The sequence below is a fragment of the Mesorhizobium sp. B3-1-8 genome (assembly GCF_006439495.1).
In the GTDB taxonomy this organism is placed as follows: domain Bacteria; phylum Pseudomonadota; class Alphaproteobacteria; order Rhizobiales; family Rhizobiaceae; genus Mesorhizobium.
On the sequence record NZ_VFTK01000027.1, the window covers coordinates 1 to 17,209 of the forward strand.

15 protein-coding genes are annotated in these 17,209 nt (G+C 63.4%); 11 read left to right on the plus strand and 4 right to left on the minus strand.

The window, feature by feature from the left end; all coding sequences use genetic code 11:
- From FJ424_RS34135 to FJ424_RS23160, 11 genes are all read left to right on the plus strand, one after another.
- Positions 1-136: type II toxin-antitoxin system RelE/ParE family toxin (locus FJ424_RS34135; protein ID WP_140786378.1), on the plus strand; the 136-nt coding region annotated here is incomplete at its 5' end.
- A 155-nt stretch (positions 137-291) separates the two neighbouring features.
- On the plus strand, positions 292-924 hold the full coding sequence (gene rimP / locus FJ424_RS23115) for a ribosome maturation factor RimP (RefSeq protein ID WP_140656227.1): 633 nt from the start codon (positions 292-294) through the stop codon (positions 922-924).
- 46 nt (positions 925-970) lie between these two features.
- On the plus strand, positions 971-2,566 hold the full coding sequence (gene nusA, locus FJ424_RS23120) for a transcription termination factor NusA (protein ID WP_140645339.1): 1,596 nt from the start codon (positions 971-973) through the stop codon (positions 2,564-2,566).
- A gap of 38 nt (positions 2,567-2,604) precedes the next feature.
- Positions 2,605-3,255: an RNA-binding protein gene (locus tag FJ424_RS23125; protein WP_140656230.1), complete on the plus strand. Its 651-nt coding sequence runs from the start codon at positions 2,605-2,607 to the stop codon at positions 3,253-3,255.
- Positions 3,252-5,831, plus strand: a complete 2,580-nt coding sequence (infB, locus tag FJ424_RS23130) for a translation initiation factor IF-2 (RefSeq protein WP_140645337.1) — start codon at positions 3,252-3,254, stop codon at positions 5,829-5,831. The genes FJ424_RS23125 and infB overlap by 4 nt, the downstream gene beginning before the upstream one ends.
- Positions 5,832-5,955: 124 nt before the next feature.
- Complete coding sequence (rbfA, locus tag FJ424_RS23135; protein ID WP_140656233.1) at positions 5,956-6,372, plus strand: 30S ribosome-binding factor RbfA; 417 nt, start codon at positions 5,956-5,958, stop codon at positions 6,370-6,372.
- Complete coding sequence (gene truB / locus FJ424_RS23140) at positions 6,373-7,332, plus strand: tRNA pseudouridine(55) synthase TruB (protein ID WP_140656235.1); 960 nt, start codon at positions 6,373-6,375, stop codon at positions 7,330-7,332. It begins immediately after the preceding gene.
- A gap of 212 nt (positions 7,333-7,544) precedes the next feature.
- Entirely contained in the window at positions 7,545-8,639 is a 1,095-nt protein-coding gene (gene corA, locus FJ424_RS23145; RefSeq protein ID WP_140656238.1) for a magnesium/cobalt transporter CorA, read from the plus strand.
- Positions 8,640-8,787: 148 nt separating this feature from the next.
- Positions 8,788-9,099 carry a 30S ribosomal protein S15 gene (gene rpsO, locus FJ424_RS23150; RefSeq protein ID WP_281405321.1) on the plus strand — a complete coding sequence of 104 codons (312 nt, stop codon included), beginning with the start codon at positions 8,788-8,790 and terminating at the stop codon, positions 9,097-9,099.
- A 379-nt stretch (positions 9,100-9,478) separates the two neighbouring features.
- Positions 9,479-11,629: a polyribonucleotide nucleotidyltransferase gene (pnp, locus tag FJ424_RS23155; RefSeq protein WP_140645332.1), complete on the plus strand. Its 2,151-nt coding sequence runs from the start codon at positions 9,479-9,481 to the stop codon at positions 11,627-11,629.
- A 137-nt stretch (positions 11,630-11,766) separates the two neighbouring features.
- Positions 11,767-12,777, plus strand: a complete 1,011-nt coding sequence (locus tag FJ424_RS23160) for a class I SAM-dependent methyltransferase (RefSeq protein WP_140656241.1) — start codon at positions 11,767-11,769, stop codon at positions 12,775-12,777.
- A gap of 67 nt (positions 12,778-12,844) precedes the next feature.
- Here FJ424_RS23160 and FJ424_RS23165 read toward each other — a convergent pair whose 3' ends face one another.
- The 4 genes from FJ424_RS23165 to fabA form a co-directional block, all read right to left on the minus strand.
- Positions 12,845-14,398 carry a bifunctional diguanylate cyclase/phosphodiesterase gene (locus FJ424_RS23165; protein ID WP_140656243.1) on the minus strand — a complete coding sequence of 518 codons (1,554 nt, stop codon included), beginning with the start codon at positions 14,396-14,398 and terminating at the stop codon, positions 12,845-12,847.
- A gap of 102 nt (positions 14,399-14,500) precedes the next feature.
- The gene (fabI, locus tag FJ424_RS23170; protein WP_140656246.1) at positions 14,501-15,313 is read right to left on the minus strand and encodes an enoyl-ACP reductase FabI; all 813 of its coding nucleotides are present in this window, start codon (positions 15,311-15,313) and stop codon (positions 14,501-14,503) included.
- A 31-nt stretch (positions 15,314-15,344) separates the two neighbouring features.
- A complete protein-coding gene (fabB, locus tag FJ424_RS23175) occupies positions 15,345-16,565 on the minus strand; it encodes a beta-ketoacyl-ACP synthase I (protein WP_140656249.1) in 1,221 nt (406 codons plus the stop codon).
- Positions 16,566-16,680: 115 nt separating this feature from the next.
- Positions 16,681-17,196 (minus strand): 3-hydroxyacyl-[acyl-carrier-protein] dehydratase FabA, encoded by a 516-nt coding sequence (fabA, locus tag FJ424_RS23180; RefSeq protein WP_095765952.1) that lies wholly within the window; start codon positions 17,194-17,196, stop codon positions 16,681-16,683.
- Between the last annotated feature and the right edge of the window lie 13 nt (positions 17,197-17,209).

A 17,209-nucleotide genomic window follows, 5' to 3' on the forward strand; every position in this document is an offset into this window, starting at 1 on the left:
GGTCGGGCGGGTGAAAGGGACACGAGAGCTGGTCCTGGCTGACATGCCATATATAATTCCCTACCGCGTGGTCGGCGGCGAGATCGAGATACTCACCGTGATGCATGCGGCCCAGCGATGGCCGCGCCAGTTGTAGACACCGCCGCCAGCCTTTGCCTGCAGGCTTGAAACACAATTCGGGATCGTCTATATCAACCTCAAATTCTTGGTCGGTATGACGAAGAGTGGGTCCACCCGGTCCCGCTCTTTTTTATTACCTGCCGGCCGGAAGTGAAAAGCGACAGGGATCTGATGACTGCAGCGGCAAGCGAGGCCGACGACCGTATCATCCGCGAAAGCGGCATCGATGCGCGCATTGCGCTGATCGTGCAGCCGGTGCTCAAGGCCATCGGCTTCCGGCTCGTGCGGGTGCAACTGACCGGCCAGAACGGACTGACGCTGCAGATCATGGCCGAACGCGAAGACGGCACGATGACCGTCGAGGGTTGCGAAGAGGTGAGCCGCGCCGTGTCGCCGGCGCTCGATGTCGATGATCCGATCGAAAAAGCGTATCATCTCGAAGTTTCGTCGCCAGGCATCGACCGGCCGCTGGTGCGCAAATCGGATTTCACCGCCTGGACCGGACATCTGGTCAAGCTGGAGACATCGGTTCTTGTCAGCGATCGCAAGCGCTTCAAGGGCAAGATCGCCGAGGCGGATGCCGACGGCATCCTGATCGAGCGCGACAAGGCGGCCTATGGCGAAGAGCCGACGGTGCGCGTGCCTTACGACGCGATCGCAGAGGCCCGGCTGGTGCTGACCGACGATCTCATCCGCGATGCCCTGTCGAAGGACAACCGAGCACGCAAGGAAGCCAGGAAGCGCCGCGGCGAGGCGGAAGACGCCGCCGCCGGCGAGGAAAATGAAACCGAACAGGAAAGTTGATTGAGTAGCCGGGCTGCATGCCCGGCGCGAAATCGGGAGAAAGACAATGGTTGTAAGCGCCAACAGGCTTGAACTGCTGCAGATCGCCGATGCGGTCGCGCGTGAAAAGTCGATCGACAAGCAGATCGTCATCGCCGCCATGGCCGATGCGATCCAGAAGGCGGCGCGCTCTCGTTACGGCCAGGAGACCAACATCCGCGCCGACATCAACCCGAACACCGGCGAGATGAAGCTGCAGCGGCTGATGGAGGTGGTCGAGGCGGTCGAGGACTACGCGACGCAGATCGCGCTTTCCACGGCCCGCGAGCGCAATCCCGATGCCCAGGTCGGCGACTTCATCGCCGAGCAGCTGCCGCCGATGGATTTCGGCCGCATCGCCGCCCAGTCGGCCAAGCAGGTCATCGTGCAGAAGGTGCGTGAGGCCGAGCGCGATCGCCAGTATGACGAATACAAGGATCGCATCGGCGAGATCGTCAACGGCACCGTCAAGCGCGTCGAGTACGGCAATGTCATCGTCGATCTCGGCCGGGGCGAGGCGATCATCCGCCGCGACGAGCTGATCCCGCGCGAGAACTACAAGTATGGCGACCGCGTGCGCGCCTATGTCTATGACGTGCGCCGCGAGCAGCGCGGGCCGCAGATCTTCCTGTCGCGCACGCATCCGCAGTTCATGGCCAAGCTCTTCACCATGGAAGTGCCGGAAATCTACGACGGCATCATCGAGATCAAGTCGGTCGCCCGCGATCCAGGCTCGCGCGCCAAGATCGCCGTCATCTCGCGCGACAGCTCGATCGATCCGGTCGGCGCCTGCGTCGGTATGCGCGGCAGCCGCGTCCAGGCGGTGGTCGGCGAATTGCAGGGCGAGAAGATCGACATCATTCCGTGGTCGCCATCGGCCGCGTCCTTCATCGTCAACGCGCTGCAGCCGGCCGAGGTCGCCAAGGTGGTGCTCGACGAGGATGCCGAGCGCATCGAGGTGGTGGTGCCGGACGATCAATTGTCGCTGGCCATCGGCCGTCGCGGCCAGAACGTGCGGCTTGCCTCGCAGCTGACCGGCTGGGATATCGACATCCTGACCGAGCAGGAAGAGAGCGAGCGTCGCCAGAAGGAATTCGTCGAGCGTTCCGCACTCTTCATGGAAGCTCTCGACGTCGACGAGATGGTCGGCCAGGTGCTCGCCTCCGAAGGTTTCACCAGCGTCGAGGAAGTCGCTTATGTCGACTCGGGCGAAATCGCCTCGATCGACGGCTTCGACGAGGACACCGCTTCGGAAATCCAGACCCGCGCCCGCGAATATCTGGAAAAGATCGAGGCCGAGCACGACGAAAAGCGCAAGGCGCTGGGCGTCCAGGACGAGCTGCGCGAGATCCCCGGCGTTACCACCGCCATGATGGTGACGCTCGGCGAGGACGGCGTGAAGACGATCGAGGACTTCGCCGGCTATGCCGCCGACGATCTGACCGGCTGGAAAGAGCGCAAGGACGGCGAGACCAAGGTCTATCCGGGCGTGCTTGCCAGCCACGGTGTCTCGCGCGCCGATGCCGAGCAGATGGTGCTCGCCGCCCGCAAGCAGGCCGGCTGGATCACCGAAGACGAGCTTGCAGCCGAACAAGTCGCGGCTGACGAAGCCGTTGGTGCGTGAGGTGAACCCGCATCGCACACAACCCGCCCCAGGACGAGATGAACGATCGCACTTGCATCGTTACGCGCAGGCAGGCCGAACCGGATGAACTGATCCGTTTCGTCGTCGGCCCGGATTCGGCCGTCGTTCCGGATATCAAGAGAAACCTGCCCGGCCGTGGTTGTTGGGTGAGCGCTGACCGCCTACATATCGAGAAGGCAGCGGCGAAGAACCTGTTTGCCCGCGCCTTCAAGGCGCAGGTGACCGTGCCGACCGATCTTGGCGGCATGGTTGACGGGCTGCTCTCCAGATCCGCTCTGGGTATGCTTGGCCTTGCCCGCAAGGCTGGCGCTGTCGTTCTTGGCACCGCCAAGGTCGAGGGTGCGGTGCGCGACGGCCAAGCGCTTCTAGTGCTGCATGCGACCGAGGCTTCGGACGACGGTGTCCGCAAGATCAGTCAGGCACGGCGGGCAACCGTCCATCTCGGCGGCCCGGCCATCCTTGCCTACAAACTTTTCCCTGAAGCCGAGTTGAGCTTGGCATTGGGGGGTACAAATGTGATACATGCTGCCGTCCTCGCGCAGGACGCGGGACAGGCGGTTGAGAAGCGCGTTGTTGCGCTCGACCGATATCGGGGCGGTACCCCGAACGATCTGGCAATGCTTGCGGCCGTTGCTGACGAAGATGATGCCGCAGAGGATATGGAATGAACGATACGAAATCGGGCGACGACAAGACGTTGAGCGTTACGCCGAAGAAGACCTTGACGCTGAAGCGCCCCGGCCTCGAGCAGGGCACCGTGCGCCAGAATTTCTCGCATGGCCGCACCAAGTCGGTCGTGGTCGAGACCAAGAAGCGCAAGTTCTCGCTGCCCGGCGACAAGCCGGAGCCGGTGGCTGCGTCCGTCTTCACGCCGAAGCCCGCCCCTGCCCCTGTTGCCGTCGCCCCTGTCGTGCAGGAAGCACCGAAGGCGCCGCCTCCGCCGCCGGAGCGTTCCGGCATGGTTCTGAACGAACTCTCGCGCGGCGAGATGGAAGCGCGTCGCAAGGCGCTGGAAGGTTCCAAGGTCCGCGAGGCCGAGGATCGTCAGCGCGCTCAGGAAGATGCCAAGCGCCGCACCGAGGAAGAAGAACGCCGCAAGCGCGAGCGTGACGAATCCGCGCGCCGTCAGGCCGAGGAGGAAGCACGCCTGCAAACTGAGGCCGAGGCCCGCCGGCGCGCCGAGGAAGAGGCTCGCCGCCGCGCGCCGCTGGCGGCGGATGTCGCCACGGCTGACGACGAGGAAGAGGCCAAGCCGAGGCGTACCGGCGCCGGCGCCGGGGCGAGTGCGCCGCCGCGCCGTCTTGCGACGCCGGAAGTGGCGCGGCCGGCCAAGCCGACAAAGGGCGAGGAAGATCGCCGCCGTGGCAAGCTGACGCTGAACTCGGCGCTGTCGGATGACGACGCGCGCGCCCGCTCGCTGTCGTCGATGCGTCGCCGCCAGGAAAAATTCAAACGCGCGATGCATAACGAGCCGCGCGAGAAAGTCATGCGCGAAGTGATCCTGCCCGAAACCATTACCATCCAGGAATTGGCGCAGCGCATGTCCGAGCGCGCCGTGGACGTGGTCAAGTTCTTCATGAAGCAGGGCCAGATCCTCAAGCCGGGCGACGTCATCGACGCCGACACGGCCGAGCTGGTCGCCTCCGAATTCGGCCACACGGTCCGCCGCGTTGCCGAGTCCGACATCGAGGAAGGCCTGTTCAACATCGCCGACCGCCCGGAAGACCTGGTGTCGCGTCCGCCGGTCGTGACCATCATGGGCCATGTCGACCACGGCAAGACCTCGCTGCTCGACGCCATCCGCAACGCCAATGTCGTCTCCGGCGAGGCCGGCGGCATCACTCAGCATATCGGTGCCTACCAGATCGAGAAGAACGGTCAGAAGATCACCTTCATCGACACGCCCGGCCACGCCGCCTTTACAGCGATGCGCGCCCGCGGCGCGCAGGTCACCGACATCGCCGTGCTGGTGGTGGCGGCCGACGACAGCGTGATGCCGCAGACGATCGAATCGATCAATCACGCCAAGGCGGCCGGCGTGCCGATCATCGTGGCGATCAACAAGATCGACAAGCATGACGCCGACCCGCAGAAGGTGCGGACCGAACTGCTGCGCCACGAAGTGTTCGTGGAATCGATGGGCGGTGAGGTGTTGGACGTCGAGGTTTCGGCGACCAAGGGCACCAATCTCGACAAGCTGCTGGAAGCGATCCTGCTGCAGGCCGAAGTGCTCGACCTCAAGGCCAATCCTGACCGCACCGCCGAAGGCGCGGTCATCGAGGCGCAGCTGGACAAGGGACGCGGGCCTGTCGCCACCGTGCTGGTGCAGACCGGCACGCTGATGCCGGGCGACATCATCGTCGCCGGCAACGAGTGGGGCCGTGTGCGCGCGCTCGTCAACGATCGCGGCGAGCACGTTCCGGAAGCGCCGCCGGCAATGCCGGTCGAGGTGCTTGGCCTCCAGGGCACGCCGCAGGCGGGCGACCGCTTCGCCGTCGTCAACAACGAGGCGCGCGCCCGTGAGATCACCGAATACCGCCAGCGCCTGGCGCGCGACAAGGCGGTGGCCAGGCATGCCGGCCAGCGCGGCTCGCTCGAGCAGATGATGTCGCAGCTGCAGACGAGTGGATTGAAGGAATTCCCGCTGGTCATCAAGGGCGACGTGCAGGGCTCGATCGAGGCGATCAATGCCGCACTTGAAAAGCTCGGCAATGACGAGGTGCGCGCGCGCATCGTCCATGCCGGTGCCGGCGGCATCACCGAAAGCGACGTCTCGCTCGCCGAGACGTCCGGAGCGGCGATCATCGGCTTCAATGTCCGCGCCAATGCGCAGGCGCGTGCGGCCGCGGTCGCGGCCGGCATCGAGATCCGCTACTACTCGATCATCTACAACCTCGTCGATGACGTGAAGGCAGCGCTTTCCGGTATGCTTTCGCCGGAGCGGCGCGAGACCTTCATCGGCAATGCCGAGATCCTCGAGATCTTCGACATCTCCAAGGTCGGCAAGATCGCCGGCTGCCGTGTCACCGAAGGCAAGGTCGAGCGTGGCGCGGGTGTTCGCCTGATCCGCGACAACGTCGTTATCCACGAAGGCACGCTGAAGACGCTGAAGCGCTTCAAGGACGAGGTTTCGGAAGTGCCGGGCGGCCAGGAGTGCGGCATGGCCTTCCAGAACTACGAGGACATGCGTGTCGGCGACGTCATCGAGTGCTTCCGCATCGAGATGGTAACCAGAACGCTCTAATTCAGGTATACTTGCCGAATAATAACGGGCGGCGGCCGAAAGGCTGCCGCCCAGACCCCTTATGCATGTTGAGACATGTGGCGCGGTCCCATCCCGCGCCTCACGATTTCAGGACCAGAGAAAAATGCCCCGTTCGACACCGTCAGGCCCCTCCCAGCGCATGCTGCGCGTCGGCGAGCAGGTGCGCCATGCCCTTTCCGAGACCTTGCAGCGCGGTGAAATCATCGATCCGGTGATCGAGAACAGCGTCGTCTCGGTCTCCGAGGTGCGCATGTCGCCCGATCTCAAGATCGCCACCGCCTTCGTCTCGCTGCTTGGCGCCGGCGACGACGGCGCCGTGATCGAGGCGCTCAACAGGCACGCCAAGTTCATCCGCGGCCGTGTTTCCGGCGCGCTCAGGCAGATGAAGTACATGCCGGAGTTTCGTTTCAGGCTTGATACCTCCTTCGACAATTTCGCGAAGATCAATGAACTGCTGAAGTCGCCCGAAGTCGCGCGCGATCTCGGTGACGGCAAGAACAACGATAAGGACGAGGAATAGGTGGCGCGTCGCGGCAAGAAGAAGGGGCGGCCGGTCTCCGGCTGGGTGGTGTTGGACAAGCCCGTCGGCATGGGTTCGACCGAAGCGGTCTCCAAGATCAAATGGCTGTTCCAGGCCGAGAAGGCCGGCCATGCCGGCACGCTCGATCCGCTGGCCTCCGGCATGCTGCCGATCGCCTTGGGCGAGGCGACCAAGACCGTTCCTTACGTGCAGGACGGCGCCAAGGTCTATCGCTTCACCGTCGCTTGGGGGCAGGAGCGCTCGACCGACGACCTCGAAGGCCCGGTGACCAACAGTTCCGACCGTCGGCCGGACGAGGCGGAGGTGAGGGCGCTGCTGCCGAAATACACCGGCGTCATCATGCAGACACCGCCGCAATTCTCGGCCATCAAGATCGCCGGCGAACGCGCCTATGACCTTGCCCGTGAAGGCGAGACGGTCGACATACCAGCGCGCGAAATCGAGATCGGCCGCCTCGACATCGTCGAGCATGATGCCGGCAAGACCGTCTTCGAAGTCGAGTGCGGCAAGGGCACTTATGTGCGCTCGCTGGCCCGCGACATGGGCCGCGACCTCGGCTGCTTCGGCCATATCGCCGAATTGCGCCGCGTCGAGGTCGAGCCGTTCACGCCGGATGATTTCGTCACGGTCGCCGAGCTGGAAGCGGCCCGCTTTGGCGAAAAGAATGACGACAAATCGGACGAAATGGACGCCCCGATCGATTTCAGCGCCATCGATGCGCTGCTTGTCGAAACGGCGGTGGCGCTCGACTGCCTGCCGCAGGTCGCGGTCAGCGACGATGCGGCGACGAAGATCCGCCTCGGCAATCCCGTCATCATTCGCGGCCGCGACGCACCGGTCGAGGCCGAGGAGGCCTGCGCCACAGCGCGCGGCAAGCTCGTCGCCATCGGCGCCATCGAGCAGGGCATGTTCAAGCCCAAGCGGGTCTTTGTCGGGTGAATCCGGTCTAAAGCGCGACGCGCTGAAACGGATTCAGGCGACGCGCTTTAAGCCTTTGTTTTGCTGCATGTCGTCGTCCCAGAACCGCTGCACACTTCTGGGCGACATGCATTAAGTGTTTGTTATTTACGCAATTCCGGACAGAAAACCGCTGCGCAGTTTTCCTGGAATTGCTCTAATCTCGGCCGAATGCTGAGTCCCGAGGATATCTCATGGCCAAGGCTGATGCAGGCAAGAAGCGGGCATCGCTGAAAACCCGACGGCCACCGGTCGGGGCGTCGCCCGGCACGCTTATCGCCGATCCCGCGGCGCGACGCAGCGAGCTTCGGCTGACGCTGATCTCGCCCGAGAAATACAAAACCATCGACAATGCCTCGATCGACGATCTCAACGCCCATTGCGAGAAATGGCCCGTCGTCTGGCTGGATTGCACCGGACTTGCCAATATCCCGCTGATCGAGGAGATCGGCCGCATCTTCAATTTGCACCCGCTGGCGCTGGAAGATGTCGTCAACACCGGACAGCGGCCCAAGGTGGATTTCTTCGAGGATCATGCCTTCGTCGTCATGCGCATGATCGACGATGTCACCTCGCATCGTTACGAGCAGATGTCGCTGTTCTTCGGCGGGAATTTCGTCGTCACCTTCCAGGAGCGCGAGGCCGACCCGTTCGATCCGGTGCGCAAGCGCATTGCGGGCGCGATGCCCAACCGCCTGCGCTCGCGCGGCGCCGATTATCTGGCCTATGCGCTGATCGATGCCATCGTCGACAGCTATTTCCCGCCGATCGAGGCGGCGAGCGAGGCGGTCGACGGCATCGAGGACGAGATGCTGAACAAGCCGCACAAGCACCAGATGCAGCAGCTGCATGAACTCAGGCGCGACGCCAACGTGCTCAAAGGAGTGCTGTGGCCGATGCGCGATGCGCTGGCGACGCTGATCCGCAACGACGTGGCCTTCGTGAAGGCGGAGACCAAGATATTCTTCAACGACACGCTCGACCATTCGCTGCGTCTGATCGAACTGGTCGAGAACCAGCGCGACATGCTCACCGGCCTGATCGAGATGCATGTCTCGCTGACCCAGGCCCGCACCAACGACGTCATCTCCTATCTGACGATCGTCTCGGTGATCTTCATGCCGCTGACCTTCCTGGTCGGCGTTTGGGGAATGAATTTCGATCCGGAAAGCTCGCCCTGGAACATGCCGGAGCTGAAAACCTATTACGGTTATCCGGCGGCAATTCTGTTCATGGCGCTTGTCGCTGCCGGACTGATCTTCTTCTTCAAATGGAAGAAGTGGCTATAGCCGCCTGAAGCCTTTGTTTTCATGGCAAGACCTGCGACAAGCCGGCTTGATATTTGGGCTGGTGTTTTTTCCGGAATTGCACTATATGCGCCGCAGCTTCGCGCCCTGACGCGTCGCTTGCACTGGCCCCTGCTGGACGACATCCCGGCTGTGGGCGTCCCGTTTCCTCCAACAGATAAGGAAAAGCACGATGTCGATTACTGCCGACCGCAAGAAGGAATTGATGACCGAATTCGCAACCACCAAGGGCGACACCGGATCTCCGGAAGTCCAGGTTGCCATTCTTTCCGAGCGCATCAAGAACCTGACCGAGCACTTCAAGGACCACAAGAAGGATAACCATTCCCGCCGTGGCCTGCTTGCTCTGGTTTCCCAGCGCCGCAGCCTGCTTGACTACCTCAAGCGCAAGGATGACGCGCGCTATCAGACGCTGATCGACAAGCTCGGTCTCCGTCGCTGACGAATTGACCGGCGGGCTCTCCTCGGAGGGCCCGCCGGTCGCGCATTGGCGCATCGGTCGATCCGGTGCGATAATGCCGGAGCGCGACGCGCTCTTGAAATTCGCATTCGCGCAGGGCGCGTTCCGGAAACAGCGGTTTCCGGCGTCATGCGCAAGCCGGCCGATCGGTCGGCCAAACACGGTTCCGGACGCGCAGAGGGCCATTCGGAACCGCCCCATGGACGGTCATGGGGCAGGATTGCAGGATGCTCGCTTGGCTTATGAGCCGAACCTACGAGCCTCCCGTTGTCTTGCCCGTGGCTGCCCGAAGGAAGCCAGGAAAGGGAGAACCCGTGACCGTTAGGACGGCGCGGCCCTTTCCGCACATGAAGGACAAGACATGTTCAATCAACACAAAGTGGAAATCGAATGGGGCGGCCGTCCGCTCATCCTGGAAACCGGCAAGATCGCACGCCAGGCTGACGGCGCGGTGCTCGCCACCTACGGCGAGACGGTCGTTCTCGCCACCGTCGTTTCGATGAAGGAGCCGAAGCCCGGCCTCGATTTCTTCCCGCTTACCGTCAACTACCAGGAAAAGACCTATGCCGCCGGCAAGATCCCGGGCGGCTACTTCAAGCGTGAGGGCCGTCCGAGCGAAAAGGAAACGCTGGTTTCCCGTCTGATCGACCGCCCGATCCGCCCGCTTTTCGCCGACGGCTACAAGAACGACACCCAGATCGTCGTCACCGTCGTCCAGCATGATCTCGAGAACGATCCGGACATCCTGTCGATCGTCGCCACCTCCGCCGCGCTGACCCTTTCCGGTGTGCCCTTCATGGGCCCGATCGGCGGCGCCCGCGTCGGCTACATCAACGGCGAATATGTGCTCAACCCGCATATCGACGAAATGCAGGAATCCAAGCTCGACCTCGTCGTTGCCGGCACCGGCGACGCTGTGCTTATGGTCGAATCCGAGGCCAAGGAACTCTCCGAGGACCTGATGCTCGGTGCCGTCGTGTTCGGCCACAAGGGCTTCCAGCCTGTGATCGACGCGATCATCAAGCTGGCCGAGGTCGCCGCCAAGGAGCCGCGCGACTTCACCGCGCCGGATCATTCCGCACTCGAAGCCGAGATGCTGAAGATCGTCGGCGACGAGCTTCGCGAAGCCTACAAGATCACCGACAAGCAGAAGCGCTATGCCGCCGTCGACGCCGTCAAGGCGAAGGTCAAGGCCGCGTTTGCGCCGGCCGAAGGCGAAGAGGCCAAACACACCTCAGAGCAGATCGGCTCGGTGTTCAAGGAGCTTCAGGCCAAGGTCGTGCGCTGGAACATCCTCGACACCGGCTCGCGCATTGACGGCCGTGATCTCAAGACGGTCCGCAAGATCGTCTCCGAAGTCGGCGTCCTGGCGCGCACCCATGGTTCGGCGCTGTTCACGCGCGGCGAGACCCAGGCGCTGGTCGTTGCCACGCTGGGCACCGGCGAGGACGAGCAGTATGTCGATTCGCTGACCGGCATGTACAAGGAGAAGTTCCTCCTTCACTACAACTTCCCGCCCTATTCCGTCGGCGAGACCGGCCGCATGGGTTCGCCGGGCCGCCGCGAAATCGGCCACGGCAAGCTCGCCTGGCGGGCCATCCGCCCGATGCTGCCGAGCGCGGACCAGTTCCCCTACACGCTGCGCGTCGTTTCGGAGATTACCGAGTCCAACGGCTCGTCCTCGATGGCGACCGTCTGCGGCACCTCGCTGGCGCTGATGGATGCCGGTGTGCCGCTGGCAAAGCCGGTCGCTGGCATCGCCATGGGCCTGATCAAGGAAGGCGAGCGCTTCGCGGTGCTCTCCGACATCCTCGGCGATGAGGACCACCTCGGCGACATGGACTTCAAGGTCGCCGGCACTGCCAATGGCGTCACCTCACTGCAGATGGACATCAAGATCGATGGCATCACCGAGGAGATCATGGGCATCGCCCTGGCCCAGGCCAAGGATGGCCGCCTGCATATCCTCGGCGAGATGGCGCATGCGCTGTCCGGCGCCCGCGCCGAGCTCGGCGAATTCGCGCCGCGCATCGAGGTCATGCATATCCCGACCGACAAGATCCGCGACGTCATCGGCTCCGGCGGCAAGGTGATCCGCGAGATCGTCGAGAAGACCGGCGCCAAGATCAACATCGAGGACGACGGCACGGTCAAGATCGCCTCGGCGAACGCCAAGGAGATCGAGGCGGCGAAGAAGTGGATCCACACCATTGTCGCCGAGCCGGAAGTCGGCGAGATCTACGAAGGCACCGTCGTCAAGACGGCCGACTTCGGCGCGTTCGTCAACTTCTTCGGCCCGCGCGACGGTCTCGTCCACATCTCGCAGCTCGCCAATGAGCGCGTCGCCAAGACCTCCGACGTCGTCAAGGAAGGCGACAAGGTCTGGGTCAAGCTGATGGGCTTCGACGAGCGCGGCAAGGTCCGCCTGTCTATGAAGGTTGTCGACCAGGCGACCGGCAAGGAAATCGTCCAGGAAAAGAAGAAGTCGGACGGCGAGGAAGACGCCGCCTGATCGGTTTTACCGGATAATCCAAGACGGGCGCGCCGCGAGGTCGCGCCCGTTTTGTTTCGGGGCAACTCCAGGAAAAGCGGGAACCGGTTCTCCGTCCGGAATTGCGTCCAAGCAAAAAGTTCTACGGAGCTAGGTGAATGGCCGCGGAGCCGCTTAAGACGTTGTTCTACCCGTTCGAGGCCGAAGCGCTGCCCCTGCCGCGAAAGGATGCCCGCGTCCTGTTTCTCGGCGCCGAGCCCGGCTTCCGCTTGCCCGCCGGCTTCGAGGCGGCGCTGCATCTCGTGCAGGGCTTTCGGCCACATTTTCGAACGCTGCAGGCGTCTGGCTATGCGGTCACGCCGCGCGCCGAGGGTACCGGCTTCGAGCTGGCGCTGGTGCTTGCGGGCCGTCATCGTGGGCAAAATGAGTTGCGCATCGCCGACGCCATCGAACGCACCGTGCCGGGCGGGCTGATCGCGGTCGCGGGTGGCAAGGAGGACGGCATCGACAGCCTGCGCAAGCGGATCAACGCGCTGGCGTCGCTGGAAGGCCATCTGCCGAAGCACCACGGCGTCGCCTTCTGGTTCAGGCGAACCGGTACGGAGGCGGCCGCGACCCTGCGCGCCGGCAACCCCGACCTTGTCGTTGACGGCGGCTTCAAGACCGCGCCTGGCATGTTCTCTTTCGACCGTGTCGATGCGGGATCGAAATTGCTGGCCGCGCACCTGCCTGGCGATCTCAAGGGCAATGTCGCCGATTTCTGCGCCGGCTGGGGTTATTTGGCGGCCGAGGTGACAGAACGTTCGCCTGGCATCTTTGGTCTGGATCTCTATGAGGCGGACTTCGAGGCCCTGGAGGCTGCCAGGCTCAATGTTCATGCGGCAGCGGTCGAGCCCCGTTTCTTCTGGACCGATCTGCTCACCGAGACGGTCGAGCGGCGCTACGACGCGATCGTCATGAACCCGCCCTTCCACAGTGGGCGTGCGGCTGAATCCGGCATCGGCGCCGGCATGATCCGCGCCGCGTCGAAAGCCTTGAGGCCGGGCGGGCGCCTGTTCATGGTCGCCAACCGCCAGCTTCCTTACGAGCAGGTGCTTTCGGCGGCCTTTGCCAGCCATGCCGAGATTGCCCGCGACGGGATGTTCAAGGTGTTTTCGGCGCGCCGCTGAAGCAATTCCAGGGAAAGTGTGGAGCGGTTTTCCGTCCGGAATTGCGTCAGGAAAAGAGCTAGGTGCTTTATTGCACGCTGACGATGCGGGCGGGTTCGTGCGTGCCGAAGGCGGGCCGCGCTTCGCCAAGCTCGACCTTGAGCGGCGCCGGCCGGCCGAACAGATAGCCCTGCACGACCTCGCAGCCGGCCGCTCGGAGCAGGGTGGCCTGGTTCTCGGTCTCCACGCCTTCGGCGATGATGCCGACGCCCAGCGCCCGCGACAGGCCGACAATGGTCGAAACGATCGCGCCGGAGCTGGAGTCGGTGTCGATGCGGCTGACGAACGAACGGTCGATCTTCAGCTTGCCGAAGGAGAAATCGATCAGGTAGCTCAAATTGGAATAGCCCGTTCCGAAATCGTCGACGGCCACGGAGATGCCCATCTCGGCAAGCTGCTCTAGGATCGCCGCGGCGCGGTCGCGGTCCTGCATCATCGCCGTCTCGGTGACCTCGAGCTCCAGCCGCGACGGCTTGATGCCGGTCGATTCCATCACTTCCCGCACGATGCCGACGAAATCCCTGGTCATGAACTGGGCCGGCGAGATGTTGACGGCGACGAAGCAGTCCTCCGGCAGGTAGCGGGCGTCGCTGCAGGCCTTGCGCAGCACCCACTCGCCGATCGGATTGATCATGCCGGTTTCCTCGGCGATCGGAATGAATTCCATCGGCGGGATCATGCCGCGCTCCGGATGCTTCCAACGGATCAGCGCCTCATAGCCGACGATGCGGCCGCTCGGCAGGTTGAGCTGCGGCTGATAGTGAAGGCTGAAGTCGCCGCGGTCGAAGGCGGTCTTCAACTCCGACTCGATCCACTGCCGGTAGTCCGCCACCCGGCCCATGTCGGCGTGGAAGACAGACCAGTTGCCGACGCCGCTGGCGCGCGCGTTCTGCAGCGCCAGGTTCGAGCGGCGCAGGATGAGCACTGGGTCGACGCCGTCCTTCGGCATCGCCACGATGCCGACCGACAGGCTGACCGACTGCAGATGGCTCTGCAGCTGATAGGGCTCCATCATCTCGTTGATGAGCTTCTCGATGAGCCGCTCGATCGAACCCCTGATGTCGCGATCCGGCAGCAGCACGCCGAATTCGCCGGCGCCGAGGCGCCCGATCACCGCGTTCTTCGGCATGTTGTTCTTCAGCCTGCTGGTGAAGGCGCGGATCAGTTCGTCGCCCTGGCTGTAGCCGATGGCGTCATTGATCTGCTTGAAGCGGTCGATATCGATGTCGATGAGGAACACCGGCTCGCCGGTTCGGATCGTCCCGGAGGCGGCCTCGGCGATCTTGCCGACCATGGCCTGGCGCGACAAAAGGCCGGTCAGCTTGTCGAAATGGGTTTCCTTGAAGACATAGGCCGCCGATTCATCGACGCCCGCGAAGAACGACAGCGCGGCACCGCCGGCGGCCAAAGCGCAGAGCGCGGCGATGACGCCGGCCATCGTTTCGGCCGGCATGCCGGCCATGCCGTCGCCGAAGCCGAACCGCAGGCCCCATAGTCCAAGGATGAAACTGCCCATGCCCGAACTGGCGATGGTGATCAGCCGGAACAGCGGAGTCCGTTTCGGATTGCTGACTGCAGGCATGCATTGTCCCTAGATTAGGGGACCTTATAGCGGATATCTCCTTAAAATGAGTTTCCGCCAATGCATCCAATTTTACTGGAACGCTACTGTCGCGACTGCAAACTATTCGTGCGTGCCGTCGTTCTGCTTCAGTTCCTCCAGTGCCGGCATCGAAACGATGTGATAGCCGGAATCGACATAGTGGATTTCACCGGTGACGCCCGACGACAGGTCGGAGAGCAGGTAGAGCGCCGAGCCGCCGACTTCGTCGATGGTCACGGTGCGCCGCAAAGGCGAGTTGCGCTGCTGGTAGGAGAACATGTGGCGGGCATCGGACACGCCGGAGCCGGCCAGCGTCCGCACCGGACCCGCCGAGATGCCGTTCACCCTGATACCGCGTGGGCCGTAGTCGTTGGCAAGGTAGCGCACGCTGGCCTCCAGCCCGGCCTTGGCGACGCCCATGACATTGTAGTTCGGCATCACCCTGACCGAGCCGGCATAGGTGAGCGTGATCATCGAGCCGCCATTGCCCATCAGCGCGGCGGCGTTGCGGGCGATCTCGGTGAAGGAATAGCAGGAGATCACCATTGTGCGCACGAAATTGTCGCGGCTGGTGTCGGCGTAAAGGCCCTTCAGCTCGTTCTTGTCGGAAAAACCGATGGCGTGCACCACGAAGTCCAGCCCGCCCCAGGCCTTGCCGAGGGTCTCGAAGGTCGCGGTGACCGAGGCGCTGTCCTCGACATCGCAAGGCACAATCAGCGAGGCCCCTACCTTCTCGGCGAGCGGCTTGACCCGCCGGCCGAAGGCGTCGCCCTGGTAGGTGAAAGCGAGTTCGGCCCCGTGTTCCGACAGCTTCTTGGCGATGCCCCAGGCAATCGAATGGTCGTTGGCGACACCCATGACAAGCCCGCGCTTGCCCTTCATCAACCCTTCCATGCCTTGGCAATCCTTATGAAAAACGCTGGTCCTATGCGGAATAGCGCTGGAAAATCAGCGTTGCGTTGGTGCCGCCGAAACCGAATGAGTTGGACAGGACGGTGTCGATCCTGGCATCGTCGATACGCTTGCGCACGATCGGCATGCCCTCGAATTCCGGATCGAGCTCCTCGATATGGGCGCTCTCGCCGATGAAACCGCCCTGCATCATCAGAATCGAATAGATCGATTCCTGCACGCCGGCCGCCCCCAGCGAATGGCCGGTGAGCGACTTGGTCGAGGTGATGTAAGGCATCTTGTCGCCGAACACCTCGCGAATGGCCCCCATTTCCTTGGAATCGCCGACCGGCGTCGAGGTGCCGTGGGTGTTGATGTAGTCGACCGGCGAAGACACCGTGGCAAGCGCCTGGCGCATGCAGCGCATGGCGCCTTCCCCCGAAGGGGCAACCATGTCGTAGCCGTCGGAAGTCGCGCCGTAGCCGACGATCTCGGCATAGATCTTGGCGCCGCGCGCCCTGGCATGTTCCAGCTCTTCCAACACCAGCACGCCGGCGCCGCCGGCAATGACGAAGCCGTCGCGGTTGACGTCATAGGCGCGGGAAGCGGTCGATGCGTTGTCGTTGAACTTCGACGACATGGCGCCCATGGCGTCGAACAGGTCCGACATGGTCCAGTCGAGATCCTCATGGCCGCCGGCGAACATCACGTCCTGCTTGCCCCACTGGATCAGCTCATACGCATTGCCGATGCAGTGCGCCGAGGTCGAGCAGGCCGACGAGATCGAATAATTGACGCCGTGGATCTTGAACCATGTGGCCAGGGTGGCCGACGCCGTCGACGACATGGCCTTCGGCACGGCGAACGGGCCGATGCGCTTGGGGCTGTTGTTCTTGAGCGTGGTTTCGGCCGCTTCGACGATGGTTCGGGTCGACGGCCCGCCGGAACCCATCACGATGCCGGTCCGCTCATTGGTGACGTCGCCTTCGCTTAAGCCGGCATCAGCGATCGCCTGGTCCATGGCGACGTGGTTCCAGGCAGCGCCTTGGCTCAGGAAGCGCATGGCGCGGCGGTCGATCATCGGAGTGGGATCGAGCGTCGGCGCGCCCCAGACCTGGCAGCGGAAGCCGTGTTCGGCGAAGGAATTGGAAAAGCTGATGCCTGATTTGGCATCGTAAAGCGAGCTCTGCACCTCGTTGGCATTGTTGCCGATCGACGACACAATGCCGAGCCCTGTCACTACGACCCGTCTCATTCGCAACTCCTTCCCGCGTATTCGGGCGAAAGACCTAGCCGGTTTTCCCCTTGATCATACGCAAACAAACTGACGTGGCATCCGTTGGCTACGCGGGCGCCGTGGCGGAAAACGGTCAGGCGGCCGGCTGCTTGGACAGGCCGACCTTCAGATCCGTAGCCGCATATATGGGTTCGCCATCCGCCTTGAGCCAGCCATCGGCGATGCCAAGCACCAAACGGCCGCGCATCACGCGCTTGAAGTCGATGCCGTATTCGACCTTCTTCACCGACGGCGTCACCATGCCCTTGAACTTCACCTCGCCGGTCGACAGCGCCATGCCCTTGCCGGGTTCGCCCAGCCAGCCGAGATAGAAACCGGTCAACTGCCACATGGCGTCGAGGCCGAGGCAGCCCGGCATGATCGGGTTGCCGATGAAGTGGCAGGCGAAGAACCACAGGTCCGGCTTGATATCGAATTCTGCGCGGATGAAGCCCTTGTCGAAAGCGCCGCCGGTCTCGCTGATCTCGGTGATGCGGTCGAACATCAGCATCGGTGGGTAGGGCAGCTGGGCATTGCCCGGCCCGAACAGGTCGCCGCGGGCGCAGGCGAGCAGTTCTTCGTAATCGTAGCTGGACTTTTGACCCGCCATCAAATTTCTGTCC